The sequence below is a fragment of the Arthrobacter sp. KBS0703 genome, assembly GCF_002008315.2.
Lineage (GTDB): Bacteria > Actinomycetota > Actinomycetes > Actinomycetales > Micrococcaceae > Arthrobacter.
In genome coordinates this window covers 1,070,384-1,089,428 of sequence record NZ_MVDG02000001.1, presented here as the reverse complement: position 1 = coordinate 1,089,428, position 19,045 = coordinate 1,070,384, and the positions used below count along the sequence as shown (strand labels likewise).

Sequence of the window (19,045 nt, the reverse complement as noted above, 5' to 3'; positions counted from 1 at the left end):
GCCGCGGGCAGTGCGGACAGCCCCCTCCCCGCTAGACTTCGGCTCCCAGGCGCTGGCTGATGACGGTGGAGACGCCGTCGCCCCGCATGGTCACGCCGTAAAGGGCGTCCGCCACTTCCATGGTCCGCTTCTGGTGGGTGATTACGATCAGCTGGCTGGACTCGCGGAGTTCTTCAAAGATCGTAATGAGCCGGCCGAGGTTGGTGTCATCGAGGGCGGCCTCGACCTCGTCCATGACATAGAACGGCGACGGCCGGGCCTTGAAGATCGCCACGAGCAGCGCCACCGCGGTCAGGGACCGTTCGCCGCCCGAGAGCAGCGAGAGCCGCTTGATTTTCTTCCCGGCGGGCCTGGCTTCGACCTCGATGCCGGTGGTCAGCATGTCGCCGGGGTCCGTCAGGACGAGCCTGCCTTCGCCGCCGGGAAACAGCCGGGCGAAGACCCGGACGAACTGCGCCGAGGTGTCGGCGAAGGCTTCCGCGAAGACCTTCTGCACGCGGTCATCGACTTCCTTGATGATGTCCAGCAGGTCCCTGCGGCTGGCTTTGAGGTCTTCCAGCTGCGTGCTCAGGAACTGGTGCCTCTCCTCCAGCGCGGCGAATTCCTCCAGTGCCAGCGGGTTGACCTTTCCCAGGGATGACAGGTCGCGTTCGGCCTTGCGGAGCCGTTTTTCCTGCTCCGCGCGGACAAACGGCTTGCCTTCAGCCACGGTCTTGCCTGCGTCATCAACCGGCGCCCTCAGCGCCGCCCACTTGTCCGCGGACGCTTCAGGGGGCACGGGTACCGGCTGGTCCGGCCCGTAGTCCGCCACCAGCTGGTCCGCGGTGAGCCCGAGCTCCTCCACCGACTTTGTCTCCAGCGCCTCAATCCGGAGCCTCTGCTGGGCCCGCGCCAGTTCGTCGCGGTGCACGGAATCCGTCAGTTCAGCCAGTTCCCGGGCCAGGGCGTCGTTGGCAGTGCGAACCGCCGCCAGCTCGCTGTCCCGCTGCTCCCTGTTCTGCTCGGCCAGGTCGCGCTCGTGTCCGGCCAGTTCGACGGACACGTCACTGAACCGGATGATCTGCTCCGCGGCGGCGGACACGGCAGCTGCCCGGCCGGCCTGGATCCTTCGACGGCGTGCCCGCTCGGCCGCCTCCTGCCGGGCGCGGCGTTCCGAAGCCGCGGCCCGCTCCAGTGACGACGCCCTGTTGCGGATTGCCGCCAGCTGCTCCTCGCCGCTCCGCAACGACAGCCGGGCATCCATTTCGGCGGACCGGGCCAGGGACGCGGCGAGCGCCAGTGCGTCACGGTGGCCGGTGGACGGTTCCTCCTCGGCCGGGGCTTCCTGCGCCGCGGCCAGCCGTGCCGCGATCCCGGACAGGGCCTCCTGCTCCGTCACGATGTTGGCCTCGGCCCGTGCCAGGGACGCGGCCAGCCGCTCGCTCTCCCCCACGGCGCTGCGCAGGACGGAGTTCAGGTGTCCCAGCCGCTCGGCCACCGCCGCGAGCCGCGCGTCGGATTCGTGCAGCCGTTCCAGGGCGGCGTCCGCCCGGTCCTGCGCCTCAGCGCGCCGGGCCTCCGCGGCGGCCAGCGCAAAGCGGCTTTGCTCCAGTGCTGCCGTGACGGCCTCCAGCCGCGACGCGGCGTCGTCGACGGCGGCCTGCACCTCAAGCAGCGACGGCGCCTTGGCGGAACCGCCGGTGACGGCCAGTGACGTGAACACATCACCCGCGTGTGTGACGGCTGTGAGGTCCGGCCGCCCGGCGATCAGGCCCGCCGCCGCGTCCAGGTCCCCGACGACGACCGTCGCCGCGAGCAGGTGCTGGACGGTCGCCGCGGCAGCCCCGGTGGCGTCGACCAGTTCGGCGGCCCAGCGGGCACCGGCAGGCAAAGTCCCGCGGTCCGCGGTCCGGCCGGCAGCGGAGCGAGTGCCAGGCGGCGATTCCAGCAGGAGCGTGGCCCGGCGGGCGTCGTCGCCCTTAAGTAGCCGCACCAGCGCCGCAGCCGTTTCGCCGTCCTGCACCACCACGGCATCCGAGGCGCTGCCCAAGGCGGCGGCAACGGCTGCCTCATACCCGGCTTCAACGGCCAGGGTCGAGGCCAGCGATCCCACGATGCCGGGCAGTCCGGCCCCGAGGGCGTGTTCGGAACCGTCCTTGCGGTTGAGGCCGAGCTGCAGGGCGTCGCGCCTGGCCTTGAGGGCGTCGCGTTCACGCACGGCTTCCCGTTCGGAAGTCCGGAGTAATTCGATCTCGGCGAGGACGGCGTCCAGTGCCGCGGTGGCTTCCTCGTACTCCGCGTCGAGGGATTCCTCACCGTCCTCGACGCCCGCGACCTGGGATTCAAGCGCGGTGAACTCTTCCTGGGCCCGGCGCCGCCTCTCATCACCGGCGGCCAGCGATTCGCCGAGCCTGCCCACCTCGGCCTGGGCCGATTCCACGCGTGACCGCGCCGCGCCCACCTGGCCGGCCAGCCTGGCCAGGCCTTCGCGGCGGTCCGCCGCGGCGCGCAGTGCTGCCGTGAGGCGCTTTTCCTCGGCGGCTGCGGCGTTTTCCGCACCGGTTTTCGCGGCCGTGGCCGCCTCCAGGGCACTGCGCCGGTTGACGATATCCAGTTCGAGGTCCGCCTGTTCGCCACGGACCCGGGCCGCCTGCTTTTCCAGCTGCTCGGGGTCCCGGCCGGGATCCGGCGCCGCGTCCGCCGAGCCCAGCAGGCGGCAGCGTTCCTGGGCCAGGGATCCGAGCGACCGCAGCCGCTCCCGGCCCGCGGACAGCTGATACCACGTGTCCCGGGCGGCATTGAGGAGGGGGGTCGCTTCTGCCGCGAGCTGTTCCAGAACGGCCTGGCGCTGACGGCCGGCCCCGAGTTCCTGCTCCACGACCGCACGGCGGGCCTTGAGCGCGGATTCGTCGGCGACGTCCTGGGCGAGCGCGTCCTGCAGCTGGACGAGGTCATCGGCCAGCAGCCGGGCACGGGCATCCCGGACCTCGAACTGGACGGTCTGGGCCCGCCTCGCAACCTCGGCCTGCTTGCCCAGCGGGGTCAGCTGGCGCCGGATCTCGCCCGTGAGGTCACTGAGCCGCTGCAGGTTGGCCTGCATGGCCTCCAGCTTGCGGACCGTCTTTTCCTTGCGGCGCCGGTGCTTGAGGATGCCGGCGGCCTCCTCGATGAAGCCGCGCCGGTCCTCGGGGGTGGCATGCAGGACCTTGTCGAGCTGGCCCTGGCCCACAATGACATGCATCTCGCGTCCCAGGCCCGAATCGGACAGCAGTTCCTGGATGTCCAGCAGGCGGCAGCCGGCACCGTTGATGGCGTATTCGGAGCCGCCGGTCCGGAAGAGCGTGCGGGAGATGGTGACTTCGCTGTAATCGATGGGAAGTGCGCCGTCAGTGTTGTCGATGGTGAGCGAGACGTGCGCCCTGCCCAGCGGCGGCCGGCCCGAGGTTCCGGCGAAAATGACGTCTTCCATCTTGCCGCCGCGCAGTGTTTTTGCACCCTGCTCGCCCATGACCCAGGCCAGTGCGTCCACCACGTTGGACTTGCCCGAGCCGTTGGGGCCCACCACAGCGGTGACTCCGGGCTCAAAGTCGAAGGTCGTTGCGGACGCAAACGACTTGAAGCCACGGACGGTGAGACTTTTGAGGTGCAAGGTTTTTCGGATCTCCTGAGTGGCGGCAGCGGCTGCTTGTCCTGCCCCAAATCTACTGCCACTCGGCCCGGATCCCCGGATTCACGGCCCGGAACAGGCGGTGGCAATGGTCACCAGCGGCCGTTCCGGGGGCGCGGCTGGCACACGGGGCAGGTGTAGGAGGACCGGTTCATGAACTGCTCGCGCTTCATCAGGCTGACAATTCCGGCTGCGGCGCAGCGCCGGCATTCCTGCCCTTCCCTCCCGTAGGCGTTGAGGGAACGGTCGAAGTAGCCGGACGCGCCATTGACGTTCACATATAGCGAGTCGAAGCTGGTGCCGCCCGCGTCAAGGGCGTCAGTCATCACCTCGCGGGCCGCTTCGAGGACCCGCGCGGCGTCCGCCCGCCGCAGGGTGTCCGTGGGACGGGCGTAGTGAAGCCTGGCCCGCCACAAAGCCTCGTCCGCATAGATGTTGCCGATTCCGGAGATCAGGCCCTGGTCCAGCAGCGCCCGCTTGAGGCCCGTCTTCCGGTTCCGGAGCCTGCGGTAGAAGTCGTCGAAGGAGAAGAAGGGGTCGAGGGGGTCACGCGCAATGTGGGACGCCTCCTCGGCGATGACCGGCAGCGGGTCCTCGGCCAGGCCGCCGGGGCCGCCGTCGTCCGTGGGGATCAGCGAGGTGACGAACAGGCCGCCGAAGATCCTCTGGTCAACGAACCTCAGCTGCGCGGGCATGCCGTCGCGCGGACTCAGCCGGAGGCGGACCTTCAGGTGTTTTTCGTCCGGGACGGCGTCGTCCTGCATCAGGAGCTGGCCGCTCATGCCAAGGTGGGCCATCAGGGTCACGGCGGGAAGGCCCGGCGCCATGCCGGCCGTTTCCGGGTGCGGTGTGTCGCCGGCTCTGCCGTCCTCCCGCAGCGGCATCCACAGGAATTTGCCCCGGCGGACCACGTCAAGGACTGTTGCGCCCTCGAGGTTCCCGGCGAAATCCTCAGGCCCCAGGGCATGGCGACGGATGGATCTGGGATCCAGGACCTCGACGCCGGTGATGGTCCGGCCACGGACCCAGCTCACCAGGCCGCGGCGGACCACCTCGACCTCGGGAAGTTCAGGCACCGTTCGCCTAACTCCCGGCGGCGGATTCCGGCGGCTCCGCGGCGGTGTCCATGCCGGATAGCTTCCGCCAGGCGTCGGCCGCCGCTTCCTGCTCGGCTTCCTTCTTCGAGTGGCCGGAACCCTTGCCGTACGGCGTCCCGCCGATCTGCAGCTCCGCGACAAAGGTGCGTGCGTGGTCCGGGCCGGAGCCCTCCACGGCGTAATAGATCGAGCCGAGCTGCCGGCCGGCCGCGAGCTCCTGGATACTCGTTTTCCAGTCGGTGCCGGCGCCGAGCGCGGCTGCGTCCTTCAGGAGCGGTCCGATCAGGCGCATGACGAGCTGGCGTGCGGTCTCGATGTCGTTGGAGACGTACGTCGCCCCGATGAGCGCCTCCATGGTGTCAGCCAGGATTGAGGCCTTGTTCTTGCCCTCGGTGAGCTTCTCGCCCTGGCCGAGGTAGATGTAGTCGCCGATGCCGAGGCTGCGTCCGATGCCGGCAAGTGCCCGCGTGCTCACCACGGCGGACCGGCGCTTGGCCAGGTCCCCTTCGGGGAGCGAGGGATTGTCCCGGTACAGCGCATCGGTGACGGAAAACCCCAAGATGGAGTCGCCGAGGAACTCGAGGCGTTCGTTGGTGGGTATGCCGCCGTTTTCGTAGGCATAGGAACGGTGTGTCAGAGCAAGACGAAGCGTCCCGGCGTCAATTGAGACACCGAGACGCTTCAGAAGCTCTTCAGTTGAAGACATCCTAGTCAGCTGGTGGGCCGATTAGACGTCCGCGACCTTGCGGCCCTTGTACTCAAGGAACAGCGCAGTGCCAGCCGAGTCGGTGACGACCTTTGCCTGGTGCGGCAGGCTGTAGGTAACCTGGCCGTTCTCAATGGTCTTCACCAAGTGGGGGGCAGTCGCCTTCCACTGGGAGCGGCGGGCGCGGGTATTCGAGCGAGACATTTTCCGCTTGGGAACAGCCACGGCTAACTCATTTCTCTCTAGAAAAACACTTACAAATCAATTTTGCCGGTCAGGCTTAGCCAGATCAGCTAGGGCAGCCCAGCGAGGATCTACGACCTCGTGGTGGTGCCCCGGCTCGTCTTCCAGGCGCGCTCCACATTCGGAACACAGGCCCTGGCAGTCTTCCCGGCACACCGGCTGGAACGGCAGCATAGTGACAACTGCGTCCCGCAACACCGGCTCAAGATCGATCAGATCGTGCTCGACTCGACGTTGCTCTTCATCGTCTTCCTCGTCGGAAGGCAAGGCGCCTTCGTAGAAGAAAAGTTCTTGCACATTGACCTCAAGGTCATACGCAAGGGGATCCAGGCATCGGCCGCATTCACCGGTTACTTCGGCGATTACGGTTCCTGATACCAGAATTCCTTCGTGTACGGCCTCAAGCCTCAGGTCGAGCTCGACATCCGAGCCCTTCTGAACGCCAATGAGCGCCACGCCAAGATCTTCCGGCGCGGGTACATGTTCCGTCAGCGTACGCATGCTCCCCGGACTGCGTCCGAGGTCCTTGACATCAAGCACCAAGGGCGAACTTGCATCTCGTTTAATGAGAACTCCTGTTGAACATATGACCGACGTATTATCTTAGCCTGAACTCCTTGGCGGACTCAAACCGGACGCCGTCCCCCGGCAGGCGGGAGAGTCACCGTCCAACCGGCAGAAGCCGGAATGTACCGCACAAGCCTACCCTCTTGGCGGCTGGCCCGGCGCAGGCGGGCCCGCGATGAGGCGTTTCAGGACCGACCTTGGGACATACTCAGACACGCTTCCGCCCAGGCTGGCCACTTCCTTGATCAGCGTGGACGACAAATGGAGGTAGTGTGCCTCCGCCGGCAGGAAGACCGTCTCGACGCCGCTGAGCTGGCGGTTCATGGTGGCCATGGGCAGTTCATAGTCAAAGTCCGACGACGACCGGAGCCCCTTGACGATTGCGGACACGCCGCGCTGCCGGCAGTACTCGGCCAGGAGCCCTTCGCCGACCGGCTCCACCACGATGCCGCGCAGTGAGGCCAGGGTCTCCTTGGCCATCTCAATCCGTTCCTCCAGCGGAAAGCGGTACTTCTTGGCGTAGTTCGTTGACACGGCAACGATGACCTCGTCAAAAAGGCTGGCGGCTCTGGCAATGACCTCGAGGTGTCCGTTGTGGATGGGGTCGAAGGAGCCAGGGCATACGGCGCGTCTCATGCTCCGAACCTACCGTATCCGCGGACCGGGATACCATGACTTGATGCATCAACCGCACCTGACAGCGGGGCTGAACGGACAGGCAGGAAAGCAATGACAGAGACACTTCCGGCGCCCTGGCAGCGTGCGGCCACGGGCGCCAACCTCCTGGCCCCCGACGGAACCCTGGGCGTCACGATCTTCGAAGAGATGACCACGCTGGCGGTCCGGACCGGCGCCATCAATCTCGGCCAGGGGTTCCCGGATGAGGACGGCCCGGCGGAAATCAAGGCAGCGGCCCAGGCAGCCATCGCCAGGGGTTCCAACCAGTATGCTCCGGGCAAGGGCATCCCGGAGCTGCGCCAAGCCATCTCCGCTCACCAGAGCCGGTTTTACGGCCTCGAGCCGGATCCCGACACGGAAATCATCGTCACCACCGGCGCCACCGAAGGAATCGCGGCCGCCCTGATGGCGTTCGTCGGCCCCGGTGACGAAGTCCTGACCTTTGAGCCGTTCTACGACTCGTACGGCGCAATCATCGGGCTTTCCGGGGCCACCCACGTCACGGCTCCGCTGCTGGCGCCCGATTTCCTCCCCGATCCGACAGCCCTCGAGGCCGCCTTCGGCGCGCGCACCAAAGTGGTGCTGCTGAACAACCCCCACAATCCGACCGGCGCCGTGTTTCCCCGGGAAGTCCTGCAGCGCGTCGTCGACCTGGCCCGAAAGCATGACACGCTCATCATTACCGACGAAGTCTATGAGCACCTCACCTTCGGCGTGAGCCATGTCCCGGTGGCCACCCTGCCGGGAGCGGCGGACCGGACCATCACCATCTCCTCGGCCGGCAAGACCTTCTCGTTCACCGGCTGGAAGGTCGGCTGGCTCAGCGGGCCGGAGCAGCTGGTGTCCGCCGTCCGGACCGTGAAGCAGTTCCTCACCTACAGCTCCGGCACCCCATTCCAGAGTGCGATCGCGGCCGGGCTCGCACTGCCCGACGCCTTCTATGACGGCATCTCCGCCACGCTGGAGAGGAAGCGGGACATCCTCAGCGCCGGCCTCCGGGCGGCAGGGCTGGACGTCTTCACGCCGAAGGGCACGTACTTCGTGAACGTCGACACCTCGCCGCTGGGGATCCTGGATTCCGTGGAGCTCGCCCGGCGCCTTCCGGCCCTGGTGGGCGTGGCCGCCATCCCCGTTCCCGTTTTCTGCCACCCCGAGGGTGCGGAAAGGACGCGGAGCCTGCTGCGGTTTGCCTTCTGCAAGAGGACCGAGGTCCTTGAAGAAGCGGCCTCCCGGCTGGCGACGCTCCGGGACAGGCTCTGACGTTGACTGAAGGCTCCCCTGCGGCCTCGCGGTTCTTGCGGACCACGGGCCAGCACGCAGTCATAGAACCGGACACCTACACCGACGGCTGCTTCGTGCTCAGCATCGGCGGAGCGGAACAGTCACACGTCGATCTGGCCGACCCGGCGGACATCTTCTACGAGTACCTCCGCCGGATCGGCCACATGGTGGACCTGGCTGCTCCCTGGGGTGAGCCCATCACCGCCCTGCACCTTGGAGCCGGTGCCCTGACCCTGGCCCGGTACATCCAGGCAACCCGCCCGGGTTCGGTGCAGTATGCCGTGGAGCTGGAGCGTGAGCTGCTGGACTTTGTGCTGGAGCGGCTGCCGCTGCCCGAGGGCACGCAGCTGCAAACGATCATCGGCGACGCCCGCGGCGCTTTGGCCGAGCTGCCCACGGACCTCCGATTCGACGTCGTCATCCTGGATATCTTCTCCGGACCCGAGGCTCCGGAGCACCTTGCCTGCACCGAGTTCTACGAGGAAGCCGCGGCGCTGCTGACCCAACGGGGCGTGCTGATCGTGAACGTGGGTGACGAACCGGGCCTGACACTGGTCCGAAGCCAGGTGGCGGCACTTCGGCGCGCCATGACGGACGTTGCAGCCTTCGCCGAAGCCGGCATGTTCACGGGCCGGTACCCGGGGAACATCATCCTGACCGGCACCCGGAAACCGTGGCCGTCGGAATGGACCGCCGCTCTGACGGCCCGCGGGCCGCACCCGGCCAAGGTGCTGGCGGGGGTCGAACTGGATCGGCTGTCCGGCTGACCGGCCATAGGACCAGCTCGGCCGTTGGGCTCAGTCCTCGGGCACGGGCCCGACGTCGAGCTGCTGCCCGCTGGCGGGTTCGGCGAACCACAGCCGGGTCTCCCCGTACTTCTTCTCGGCAAACCGTTCCATGCCTGCGGGCCACTCCGGCTCATGTGACCTCGAGGAGCGCTCCACCACCACCACGGCACCGGCTGCGAGGTGCCCGGCCAGCTTGGCCAGGACCGCGGCCAGGGCGGGCTGGTCCAGGGGGTAGGGCGGGTCCAGGAACACGACGTCCCACAGGGTTTCTTCAGCCGTCCGCTCCAGGAAGGACTCGACCCGGGAACGGTGCACGGTGACGGCTTTCTGCGCCAGCACTCCGTTGATCAGGTCCGCGTTCCGCTGGCAGACAGCGCTGGCTTTGGCATCGAACTCCACGAGGTCGACGGCGGTGGCGCCCCTGCTGGCGCTCTCAACGCCGAGCGACCCGGAACCTGCGTAGAGGTCCAGCACCCGCGAGCCGGCGAGGACATCGAAGGCGTCCAGCCTGGAAAACAGGGCCTCTTTGACGCGGTCGGTGGTGGGGCGCGTCGAAGAGCCGGGCACGCTGACGAGCGGCGTTCCCCCGGCAACACCTGCCACGATCCTGCTCATGCCGTAGTCCGCTTTCCGGCGCGCTTCGCCGGAACGTCCATGGAGTTAGCCGCGTTCAAGGAACGCCTCCTTCTCGGGGTTCAGGTAGTCGTCGATGGCCTCGGCAAGGGCCGGGTGGTCGAGGAGCGCGGGGTCGCGGGCCACAATCTCCTGGGCATCCTGCCGGGCGCGGGCAATGATGTCCTCATGCTCCAGGACCCTGAGCAACTTCAGCGTGGACCGGCCGCCCGACTGCGAGGCGCCGAGGATGTCGCCCTCACGGCGCAGCTTCAGGTCCTCCTGGGACAGTTCGAAGCCGTCGGTGGTGGCGGCCACGGCGTCCAGCCGGCGGCGGCTCGGATGGCCGGGCTCGAGCGTCGTCACCAGCAGGCAGGTGCCCGGCAGGCCTCCGCGGCCGACCCTGCCCCGGAGCTGATGGAGCTGCGAAATGCCGAACCGGTCCGCATCAAGGATGACCATCAGCGTGGCGTTGTGCACGTCCACGCCCACCTCGATCACCGTGGTGGAGACCAGCAGCTTGGTCTTGTTGGCCGTGAATGATGCCATGGTCTCGGATTTCAGCGCGGGATCCTGCCGCCCGTGGAGCGGGGCCAGCGGAATCCCGGCCAGCGACGGTTCCTCGCCGAGGTGTTCGACCACGGCGGTCACCGACGCCAGTTCGCGCGCCGGGCCGTCCCCCTCCAGGTCCCCGGGGGCGGGTTCCGCTTCACCGGGACTGAAATCGCCGTCGTCGTCCGTCCCGATCTTCGGGCACACTACGTACACCTGGTGCCCGGCGTCGATCTCTTCCCGCGACCGGGACCAGATCCGGCCGGCCCAGGCAGGATTCTCGGCCAGGCCCACGACGTGCGTGGTGATGGGTGCCCGGCCGGCCGGCAGTTCGTCCAGCACGGAGGTTTCGAGGTCGCCGAAAACGGTCATGGCGACGGTCCTGGGGATGGGGGTGGCCGTCATGACCAGCAGGTGCGGCGGCTTGCTGGCCTTGGACCGCAGGGCATCCCGCTGCTCCACGCCGAAGCGGTGCTGTTCGTCCACAACAATCAGGCCGAGATCATAGAAGGACACGTTGTCGCTCAGCAGGGCGTGCGTGCCGATCACAATCCCGGCCGTGCCCGACGCGGCATCGAGCAGTGCCTGCTTGCGTGCCGCGGTCGGCATGGACCCGGTGAGCAGGCTGACCTGGACGGAGTGGTCGCCGAAGCCGCCAAGGAGTCCGTCCCGGGACAGCGTGCCGAGCGTCCGCCGGATGGAGTCGAAGTGCTGCGCGGCGAGGACTTCCGTGGGCGCCAGGAGGGCCGCCTGCCCGCCGGCATCGACAACCTGCAGCATGGCCCGGAGGGCAACGATGGTCTTCCCCGAGCCCACCTCGCCCTGCAGCAGCCGGTTCATGGGCCCGTCCTGGGACAGTTCCTGGGACAGCGTCTTGCCCACGGCGGCCTGCCCGGCGGTCAGCGTGAACGGCAGCTGCCGGTCAAAGGCGGCCAGGAGCCCGTCGGGCAAGGGACGCCGCGCCGTTGCCTCCTCCGCGGCCAGTTGGGCGCGGCGGCGCGCCAGGGCGGACTGTAGGACCAGGGCCTCCTGGTAGCGGAACCGGTCCCTGGCCTGGCGCGAGTCCTCGGGCGTCTGCGGGGCGTGGATCAGCCGGTAGGCCTGCGGCATCGGCAGGAACTTCTCGCGGACCGAGATGGCCGCCGGCAAGGGGTCCTGCAGGGCGTCCAGGTCCACGGTGTCCAGAAGGGTGGAAATGACCTTCTGGATGGACCAGCTGGTGAGTTTGGCGGTTGCCGGATAGACGGGGATGGGCATGGCAGCGAGCTTTTCCGGATCCATGCCGGGGGTGTCCGAGTCCTCGTCCAGGAGCAGGAAGTCAGGATTTGTCAGGCCGAGCGATCCCGCGAAGCGCGTGACCTTGCCGGAAAACATGGCCCTGCGGCCGGGCTGGAGCTCCGCCTTGGCCCGGAAGCCGTTGAAGAAACTGATCTTGAGGGTTCCCGGCAGGGCCGAACCCGGCGGCCGCGGACCGCCGGCGTGGGCGCCGGCGTCGTCGGAAATCACGACGTCGGTGATGGAGCCCCGCCGGGCGCGCATCTGCCGCGTGCTGTTCGAAATGACGCGGGCAATGAGCGTCACTTCCTCGTCCAGCGGGACCTCGCTGATGGGCGTCAGCTCTCCCCTGCTCAGGTACCGGCGCGGAAAGTAATTCAGCAGCCCGCCCACCGTGGTGATGCCCAGGTGTTTTTCAACGACGGCCGCGGAGCGCTTGCCTATCCGGCGCTCCAGGCCGAGTTCCAGCTCGGTGTTCATCGTCCCTCGCGGCTCCCCGCATCAGCCTCCACCGGATTGGGATCGCGCGGCAGCGCCAGTTCGCTGACCGACACGTCCGCCGGTTGTCCCAATGAACTGATGGTCTCCAATGCCGGCCCCGAATCCAGGACGTGGACGTGCACGCGCCAGCGGTACCGGCCGTCCGCGTCCGGGGCCGGGCCCACCTGGCTCATGATGACCGAATCGCCGAGTTCGTCCAGGCGCTGCCTCAGGGTCGCGGCGTCCAGCGGCGAGAGGCTGATGGTGCACATGACCTCCACGCCGTCGTCGTCCGGCATGTCCGCGTGGATATGGGGATCCTGCAGATCGTAGCCGTGCAGGCCGTCCAGGAGCTCGCTCTGGAGTTCCACGCCCAGCACCGCGGACCGCAGGCAGTCGAGGATGAGCAGCATGCCCACGCCGCCGGCGTCCACGACGTGTGCGGCCTGCAGTGCATCCAGCTGCCCCTCGGTGCGGACCACGGCCTCGAGCGCCGCTTCGACCGCGGCGTCCAGGGCCAGGCCCAGCGCGTAGTTGCTGTCATTGCCGTTCTGGCCGGCGTCGACGGCGGCGGCAGCTCGCGCGGCCGCCTCCATGACCGAGAGCATGGTGCCGGGAACGGGATCGCTGAGCGCCGACCAGGCCCGGATCTGTGCCCGGTTGAGCGCGGCGGCAAGCGTCGTTGCCGTGAGCCGGGTGTGCCCGGCCAAGGGTTCGGCCGCCGCACACAGGAACACGGAAAACAGGGTTCCCGAGTTTCCCCTGGCCTGCTCCATGGCGGCTTGTCCGGCCTTGGCCAGGACGGCGCCGACATCATTCTGCGCCGCATCCGGGGCCCGGCGCAGGTCAGGCGTGCGGGCCGGGCTCTGCGAAGGGCTTTGCATCTGGGCGGGGGTCGGCGGCTGGGCGGGGTCCTGCATCACGGCGGGCACCGGCGCGGCGTCCTGAAGGGAACGCGCGGCTGCCCGGACCGTGAGGTAGAGGTTGGTGCCGGTGTCGCCGTCGGCGACCGGGAAGATGTTGATCGCATTGAGGCGGTCGCTGTGGTTGCCCAGGGCGGTCTCGGCCTTGCCCAACCACCGCTTCATCGCTTGCGCGTTCGCGGCAATCTTAATCTGCAAAGTGATCCCATCCCACGGAGTCAGCGGGCCGGCCCGCGATTGTCACGCCTGCCGCTTCATGTGAAGTGCAGGCCTGTACTGAGCCTATCCCAGCGAACCCCGGGGGCAGCTGAACGCCGGCGGGGAAAGTGGCGAGCAGGCCGTGGTCCTCGCCGCCGCCAAGCACCCACGCCAGCGGGTCCGTTTCCAGGACGGCGGCGGCCGGCTGCAGCGGTGCGGCCAGCAGTGTCAGTGCCTTGGGGTCAAGGTCCAGCACGACATTGCTGGCCAGGGCCAGCCTGGTGCCGTCCCGCACTAGGCCGTCAGAGATGTCCATCATGGCAGTGGCGCCGGACGTCCGGGCAAGGGGGCCTGCATCCAGCGGCGGCTCGGGCCGGCACTGAAGGTCCAGTAGCGAGCGAAGTTCCGGTGCCAGCGAACCCACCGGGTGCGTCGACTCGAGCAGGGCCAGCCCCGCCGCGGCCGAGCCCGCATGGCGGGCGATGGCCAGCGTGTCTCCAGCCTGCGCCCCGGACCTGAGCACCGGCTGGCCGCCGCTGAGAGTGCCCAGCACGGCGACGGTGACGGACAGTTCGCGGCCGCGGCCAAGATCGCCTCCCGCCACGGAACATGCCCCGGCACCGAGCTTGCCGATGGCGGCGGCGAGTCCGTCCGCCAGGTCCTCGACCCAGTCCACAGGCGTGCCGGCTGGCATGGTCAGGCTGACCACCATGGAGGTCGCGGACCCGCCCATGGCGTTGATGTCGCTGAGGTTTTGGGCCGCAGCCTTCCAGCCCACGTCATAGCCGGTGGTGCGGTAGCCGTTGTTCCACTGAAGCCGGAAGTCCTGGTCCTGCACCTGGGTGTCGATGCTGATGAGGGTCCGGCCGTCGGGCACGGCAACGATGGCGGCGTCATCGCCCGGCCCGAGGAGCACAGCAGCGCTGTGCACGGCGTTCAGTTCAAGGCGCGGGAAGATCCGGGCCAAAAGCTCGGCTTCGGACAGTTCGGCGACAGTCAGTGGTGATTGGGGCACGCCACTACGCTACCGCCACGGACCGACAATGTTTCCCGGTGGGCGTTTCGGGGTGGTGCCGGGCGCTGCCCGGGCGGCGCTGCGGCTGCCTTTTTGGACTGTCCGATGCCCTGCCGTCGGAGAGATAGGCTTAATCCATGCACCGCCACCGCACCCCCGCCCCTGTCCGCCGGCTCACGGCAGCGGCCGCAGTGGCCCTCACGGGACTGGCACTGGGCGGCTGCTCCCCCGCCGTCGACGTTCCTCCTGCCGCGGATGCCGCAAACCCCGCGTGCGCCCCCATGATGGTGGCGCTTCCGGACACCATAGGCGACGCCGGCCTGCGCAAGACGAACAGCCAGGCGACCGCCGCCTGGGGCGATCCCTCCAAGGTGATCCTGCGCTGCGGCGTCAACGTCCCCGGGCCCACGACGGACCGGTGCGTCAGCGTGAACGATGTGGACTGGGTCATCAAAGAGGGCAATCCGGTGTGGACGCTGACCACGTTCGGCCGGGAGCCCGCCACCGAGATCCTGATGGATCCGAACAAGATCAGCTCTGCCACGGTGCTGGCCGATCTTTCCGCGGCGGCCGGCAAGATCAAGGCAAGCCGGAACTGCGTGGGCCAGGCAGACCTCCAGGACCTGCCGACCAGCAAGTAGGACTCGCCAGGCGGGAACTTCTAGCGGAGGCCGGTCTTGCGGTTCAGGGCCAGGTGGATGAGTTCGTCGATCAGTTCCGCGTAGCTCAGCCCTGACGCCGCCCACATCTGCGGGTACATGCTCTTGGGCGTGAACCCGGGCATCGTGTTGATCTCGTTGATGATGAGCGCGCCGTCGGCCGTGTAAAAGAAGTCCACCCGGCTCAGGCCCTCCGCTCCGACGGCGTCGAACGCCACCGCGGCAAGCTCGCGGACCCGGGCAATCGCCTCGTCCGGCATGTCCGCGGGGCAGCTAAGCGCGGCTGCGTCATCCACGTACTTGGCGTTGAAGTCGTAGAATTCGTGCTCGCCGGCCGCCACGGAGATTTCGCCCGGCAGCGAAGTCCGGGGGGCATCCGAGCCACGGCCCTCGAGCACCGCGCACTCGATCTCACGGCCCACGATGCCGGCCTCTATCACGAGCTTGGGGTCGTGCTCCCGGGCAGCTTCGATCGCGGCGTCGAGGTCCTCGAGGGAGTCCACTTTGGAGATGCCCATGGACGATCCCGCGCGGGCCGGCTTGACGAACACCGGGAACCCGAGCAGGTCAACGCGCTTGCGCACCGACTCGGGATCGTTGCGCCACTGCCGGTCCGTGACCGCAATGTACGGCCCGACGCGAAGTCCCGCGGCCTCGAAGACCACCTTCATGAAGTGCTTGTCCATGCCCACGGCCGACGCCAGGACGCCGGCGCCCACGTAGCGGGTGTCGGACAGTTCCAGCAGGCCCTGGATGGTCCCGTCTTCGCCGAACGGGCCGTGAAGCAGCGGGAAGACGACGTCCACGGTGCCCAGTTCCTGTGGCACCTCGTTGGGGGACGCCAGGATCAGCTGGTGTTCCCCGCCGATCTCCGCCAGGGTCACCGTCTGCGACGACGGCGCAACCTCAGGCAGCAGGGATGAGGACAGCGACCATTGCCCCGTGTCCCCGGCCGCGAGGACCCACTGGCCGGATTTGGCGATCCCGATGGGAATCACGTCGTATTTGTTCCGGTCGATGGCGCCCAGCACGCCGGCCGCGGTGACGCAGCTGACCGCGTGCTCGCTTGAACGCCCGCCGAAGAGGACGGCCACTCGGGGCTTGCCCTGGTTTGGCTGGCTCTGGATTGACTCGTCCGCTGCGGTCAAGTTTTCTTCCGACACTGTTAGTAATCGCCTTCGGGTTTGAGGTCCCGGGCCAGCAGCAGCGGCCCCAGTTGGTCAACGGACAGTTTTCCGGCCAGCACGGCGACGACGGCCGCCGTGATGGGCATCTCGACGCCGAGTTTACCGGCAAGTTCGTGCACGGCCTGCCCCGACTTGATGCCTTCGGCGGTCTGGGTCATTTTTTCGGCCACTTCGTCCAGGGTGAGGCCCTGGCCCAGCAGCCGTCCGGCGGTGTGGTTCCGGGACAGCGGGGACGAGCACGTGGCGACGAGGTCCCCCAGCCCTGCGAGGCCGGCCATGGTCTGGGCTGAGCCGCCCAGGGCCAGGGCCAGGCGCGAGGTTTCGGCGAGCCCCCTGGTGATCACCGAGGCCTTGGTGTTGTCGCCCATCTGCTTTCCCTCGCAGATGCCGACGGCCAGGGCGATGACGTTTTTGACGATCCCGCCGATTTCAACGCCCACGATGTCGGTGGTGGTGTACGGGCGGAAATACGGGGCGGTGCAGCTCCGTGCGATCCAGCCGGCCACTGCCGAGTCAGGACAGGCCACCACTGACGCGGTGGGCTCTTCGCGTGCGATTTCCATGGCCAGGTTGGGCCCGGACACGACGGCGATGCGGCTCGCGGGGATGCCCAGTTCCTCGCAGATCACTTCGCTCATGCGGGCGTCGGTGCTGAGCTCGAGGCCCTTCATGAGGGACACCACCAGCGCATCGGGCTCCAGGAGGGGCTTCCATTCCCGGAGCTGCAGCCGCAGCGACTGTGCCGGAACAGCGAGGACCACGAGGTCTGCTCCGGCCAGCACCGCGGCGACGTCAGTGGACGCGGTGATGCTGGGCGGAAGCTCGACGTCGGCCAGGTATTGCGGGTTGCGGTGGTGCAGATTGATTTGCTCCACAACCTCGGCCCGCCGGCCCCAGAGCCTGATGCGGCGTTCGACGCCCGAGGAGGTGGCGGCGTCGGCCAGGATCTTGGCGAAGGTCGTCCCCCATGAACCGGCGCCGAGCACCGCGACGGACACCGCCGAGCCCGAGCGGCCCCGCACAGGGGTCACTTTCCGCCCCGCTCGACGTCGCGGCCGTGCTTCTTCTGGTTATGCGCCGCCGGATCCCAGCGTTGGGCGGGCGGCTGCTCTGCGCGGAGTTCGGCCAGGAGGGCGGTGACGGCGTCCATGATCACGTCGGTCGCCTCCATGAGGGTTGCCTTGTCCCGGGGCCGGCCCTCGAAGCGGGACAGATCCACGGGATCGCCGATCAGGACGCGGGACGTTTTCCGTGGAAACAGGTGGAAGCTCTTGGCATACCGGGGGAAGACCTCGTGGGCGCCCCAGTGCGCCATGGGCACCACAGGGATCCCGCCTTCCAGCGCCAGCCGGGCGGCGCCGGTGTGGCCCTTCATGGGCCAGAGGTCCGGATCCCGGGTCAGGGTGCCCTCCGGGTAGATGACGATGGCGCCGCCCTCGGCCACGATCTCCTTGGCGAGCTGCAGCGAGCGGTTCGCACCCGCCGTCGAGCGCTCCACCGGAATCTGCTTGACGGCGTGCAGCAGTTTGCCCAGCACGGGCACCTTGAAGAGGGCCGCCTTCGCAAGGAAATGCGGGGCACGCTTCTGGTTGTACAGCATGTGCCCGACCACCAGCGGATCAATCTCGGTGCAGTGGTTGGGCGTTGCGATGAATCCGCCGGCGGGAAGTTTTTCGGTGCCTTCCCACTTCTTGTTCATCATCAGGTTCAGCAGGGGCCGGGCAATCCCGGCAATGATCACGAATGTGATGTGGCTCTTGGCCGATTCCTTCACAGGGGCACCGCTACTTCGCCGATGTGATGTCGAAGTCGGCGCCGAGCCCGGCCAGCTTTTCGGTAAAGCGCTCATAGCCGCGGTTGATGATGTCGATCCCCGTCACCCGCGACGTGCCGGTGGCCGCCAGGGCGGCAATAAGGTGGCTAAAGCCGCCGCGCAGGTCGGGAACATCGATGTCCGTGCCCTTGAGCTGCGTCGGGCCGGAGATGACCGCCGAGTGCAGGAAGTTCCGCTGCCCGAAGCGGCACGGCACGCTGCCGAGGCACTCCCGGTGGACCTGGATGCTGGCGCCCATGCGGATGAGTGCGTCCGTGAAGCCGAAGCGGTTCTCGTAGACGGTCTCGTGAACGATCGACACGCCCTCGGCCTGAGTCAGCGCGACAACCAGCGGCTGCTGCCAGTCGGTCATGAAGCCCGGGTGGACGTCCGTTTCAAGCACCAGCGGCGACAGCTTGCCGCCGCGGTGGTAGAACCGGATGCCGTCGTCGCCGATGTCCATGCCGCCGCCCACCTTGCGGAAGGTATTCAGGAAGGTCATCATGTCCCGCTGCGAAGCGCCTTCAACGAAGATGTCGCCGCGGGTCACTAGGGCGGCGGAAGCCCACGACGCCGATTCGTTGCGGTCCGACAGGGCCCGGTGGTTGTAGCCGCCGAGGTCGCGGACGCCCTCGATGCGGATGGTGCGGTCCGTCTGGACGCTGATGACGGCGCCCATTTTCTGCAGCACGGCGATGAGATCGACGATCTCGGGTTCGGTGGCCGCTCCCGAGAGTTCCGTGATGCCCTCCGCGCGTGTTGCGCTGAGCAGGACTTGCTCGGTGGCGCCGACGGACGGGTAGGGCAGGGAGATTTTCGCCCCGTGCAGGCCGCGCGGGGCCGAGATGTGGATACCGCCGGGCCGCTTTTCCACGACGGCGCCGAACTGGCGCAGCACGTTCAGGTGGTAGTCGATGGGACGGTCGCCGATCTTGCAGCCGCCCAGATCCGGAATGAAGGCTTCGCCGATGGCGTGGATCAGGGGTCCGCACAGCAAGATCGGGATGCGTGAGTCGCCGGCGTGGGCATCAATTGCCGTGCTCGGCGCCGTCTTGGCGGCCTTGGGGTCCAGGGTCAGATCGCCGGTCACGGGATCCTTCACCACGGTCACGCCGTGGAGCTGAAGCAGGCTGGTGACAACCTCGACATCCTTGATTTCCGGAACGTTCCGGAGCACAGAGGGTTCGTTGCCCAGCAGGGCAGCCACCATGGCCTTGGGCACAAGGTTCTTGGCACCGCGGACGCTGACACGGCCAGTTAGCGGGACGCCTCCGCGGATTGTCAGAACACTACTCATTTACCGGTTTCCTCACGACTACTCGCCC

At 67.9% G+C, this 19,045-nt stretch carries 17 protein-coding genes; 3 read left to right on the top strand and 14 right to left on the bottom strand.

All coding sequences use genetic code 11. The annotated features are described in order from the left end of the window. Positions 1-31: 31 nt before the first annotated feature. From smc to coaD, 6 genes are all read right to left on the bottom strand, one after another. Complete coding sequence (smc, locus tag B1A87_RS05100) at positions 32-3,628, bottom strand: chromosome segregation protein SMC (RefSeq protein WP_144275726.1); 3,597 nt, start codon at positions 3,626-3,628, stop codon at positions 32-34. A 110-nt stretch (positions 3,629-3,738) separates the two neighbouring features. Continuing rightward, a complete protein-coding gene (gene mutM, locus B1A87_RS05095) occupies positions 3,739-4,722 on the bottom strand; it encodes a bifunctional DNA-formamidopyrimidine glycosylase/DNA-(apurinic or apyrimidinic site) lyase (RefSeq protein WP_078026615.1) in 984 nt (327 codons plus the stop codon). 7 nt (positions 4,723-4,729) lie between these two features. Next, complete coding sequence (rnc, locus tag B1A87_RS05090; protein ID WP_078026616.1) at positions 4,730-5,449, bottom strand: ribonuclease III; 720 nt, start codon at positions 5,447-5,449, stop codon at positions 4,730-4,732. 21 nt (positions 5,450-5,470) lie between these two features. Then, positions 5,471-5,674, bottom strand: coding sequence for a 50S ribosomal protein L32 (gene rpmF, locus B1A87_RS05085; RefSeq protein WP_003806041.1), 204 nt, complete (start codon positions 5,672-5,674; stop codon positions 5,471-5,473). A 36-nt stretch (positions 5,675-5,710) separates the two neighbouring features. Continuing rightward, the gene (locus tag B1A87_RS05080; RefSeq protein WP_078026617.1) at positions 5,711-6,235 is read right to left on the bottom strand and encodes a DUF177 domain-containing protein; all 525 of its coding nucleotides are present in this window, start codon (positions 6,233-6,235) and stop codon (positions 5,711-5,713) included. Between the two features lie 159 nt (positions 6,236-6,394). Beyond that, positions 6,395-6,895 carry a pantetheine-phosphate adenylyltransferase gene (gene coaD / locus B1A87_RS05075; protein WP_078026618.1) on the bottom strand — a complete coding sequence of 167 codons (501 nt, stop codon included), beginning with the start codon at positions 6,893-6,895 and terminating at the stop codon, positions 6,395-6,397. A gap of 93 nt (positions 6,896-6,988) precedes the next feature. Between coaD and B1A87_RS05070 the strand changes: the two genes are divergently transcribed. Both B1A87_RS05070 and B1A87_RS05065 read left to right on the top strand, forming a co-directional pair. Next, positions 6,989-8,197, top strand: a complete 1,209-nt coding sequence (locus B1A87_RS05070) for an aminotransferase class I/II-fold pyridoxal phosphate-dependent enzyme (protein WP_078026619.1) — start codon at positions 6,989-6,991, stop codon at positions 8,195-8,197. Between the two features lie 2 nt (positions 8,198-8,199). Continuing rightward, a complete protein-coding gene (locus tag B1A87_RS05065; protein WP_185982239.1) occupies positions 8,200-8,985 on the top strand; it encodes a spermidine synthase in 786 nt (261 codons plus the stop codon). 30 nt (positions 8,986-9,015) lie between these two features. On the opposite strand, the gene rsmD is transcribed toward B1A87_RS05065, so the two are convergent. Genes rsmD through thiL form a run of 4 tightly spaced genes read right to left on the bottom strand, consistent with a single transcriptional unit; the run spans position 9,016 to position 14,061 of the window. Then, a complete protein-coding gene (rsmD, locus tag B1A87_RS05060) occupies positions 9,016-9,621 on the bottom strand; it encodes a 16S rRNA (guanine(966)-N(2))-methyltransferase RsmD (protein ID WP_078026620.1) in 606 nt (201 codons plus the stop codon). Positions 9,622-9,666: 45 nt separating this feature from the next. After that, entirely contained in the window at positions 9,667-11,925 is a 2,259-nt protein-coding gene (locus B1A87_RS05055; protein ID WP_078026621.1) for an ATP-dependent DNA helicase RecG, read from the bottom strand. Beyond that, positions 11,922-13,013: a DAK2 domain-containing protein gene (locus tag B1A87_RS05050; RefSeq protein ID WP_139362680.1), complete on the bottom strand. Its 1,092-nt coding sequence runs from the start codon at positions 13,011-13,013 to the stop codon at positions 11,922-11,924. The genes B1A87_RS05055 and B1A87_RS05050 overlap by 4 nt, the downstream gene beginning before the upstream one ends. A gap of 22 nt (positions 13,014-13,035) precedes the next feature. Further along, positions 13,036-14,061: a thiamine-phosphate kinase gene (gene thiL / locus B1A87_RS05045; protein ID WP_144275725.1), complete on the bottom strand. Its 1,026-nt coding sequence runs from the start codon at positions 14,059-14,061 to the stop codon at positions 13,036-13,038. A gap of 137 nt (positions 14,062-14,198) precedes the next feature. Between thiL and B1A87_RS05040 the strand changes: the two genes are divergently transcribed. Further along, a complete protein-coding gene (locus B1A87_RS05040; RefSeq protein WP_078026623.1) occupies positions 14,199-14,702 on the top strand; it encodes a DUF3515 family protein in 504 nt (167 codons plus the stop codon). A gap of 20 nt (positions 14,703-14,722) precedes the next feature. On the opposite strand, the gene B1A87_RS05035 is transcribed toward B1A87_RS05040, so the two are convergent. The 4 genes from B1A87_RS05035 to murA are packed head-to-tail and all read right to left on the bottom strand — an operon-like array spanning position 14,723 to position 19,017. After that, a complete protein-coding gene (locus B1A87_RS05035; RefSeq protein WP_395940225.1) occupies positions 14,723-15,868 on the bottom strand; it encodes a D-alanine--D-alanine ligase family protein in 1,146 nt (381 codons plus the stop codon). A 17-nt stretch (positions 15,869-15,885) separates the two neighbouring features. Then, a complete protein-coding gene (locus tag B1A87_RS05030; protein WP_078026625.1) occupies positions 15,886-16,938 on the bottom strand; it encodes an NAD(P)H-dependent glycerol-3-phosphate dehydrogenase in 1,053 nt (350 codons plus the stop codon). After that, positions 16,935-17,681, bottom strand: coding sequence for a 1-acyl-sn-glycerol-3-phosphate acyltransferase (locus tag B1A87_RS05025; protein WP_078026626.1), 747 nt, complete (start codon positions 17,679-17,681; stop codon positions 16,935-16,937). The genes B1A87_RS05030 and B1A87_RS05025 overlap by 4 nt, the downstream gene beginning before the upstream one ends. Before the next feature lie 10 nt (positions 17,682-17,691). Then, positions 17,692-19,017, bottom strand: coding sequence for a UDP-N-acetylglucosamine 1-carboxyvinyltransferase (gene murA / locus B1A87_RS05020; protein ID WP_078026627.1), 1,326 nt, complete (start codon positions 19,015-19,017; stop codon positions 17,692-17,694). Positions 19,018-19,045 lie beyond the last annotated feature (28 nt).

Coding starts and splice junctions, on each gene's coding strand:
- rnc (WP_078026616.1), bottom strand. CDS start 5,449: ATGTCTTCAACTGAAGAGCTTCTGAAGCGTCTCGGTGTCTCAATTGAC.
- coaD (WP_078026618.1), bottom strand. CDS start 6,895: ATGAGACGCGCCGTATGCCCTGGCTCCTTCGACCCCATCCACAACGGA.
- B1A87_RS05070 (WP_078026619.1), top strand. CDS start 6,989: ATGACAGAGACACTTCCGGCGCCCTGGCAGCGTGCGGCCACGGGCGCC.
- rsmD (WP_078026620.1), bottom strand. CDS start 9,621: ATGAGCAGGATCGTGGCAGGTGTTGCCGGGGGAACGCCGCTCGTCAGC.
- B1A87_RS05055 (WP_078026621.1), bottom strand. CDS start 11,925: ATGAACACCGAGCTGGAACTCGGCCTGGAGCGCCGGATAGGCAAGCGC.
- B1A87_RS05050 (WP_139362680.1), bottom strand. CDS start 13,013: ATGAAGCGGTGGTTGGGCAAGGCCGAGACCGCCCTGGGCAACCACAGC.
- B1A87_RS05040 (WP_078026623.1), top strand. CDS start 14,199: ATGCACCGCCACCGCACCCCCGCCCCTGTCCGCCGGCTCACGGCAGCG.
- murA (WP_078026627.1), bottom strand. CDS start 19,017: ATGAGTAGTGTTCTGACAATCCGCGGAGGCGTCCCGCTAACTGGCCGT.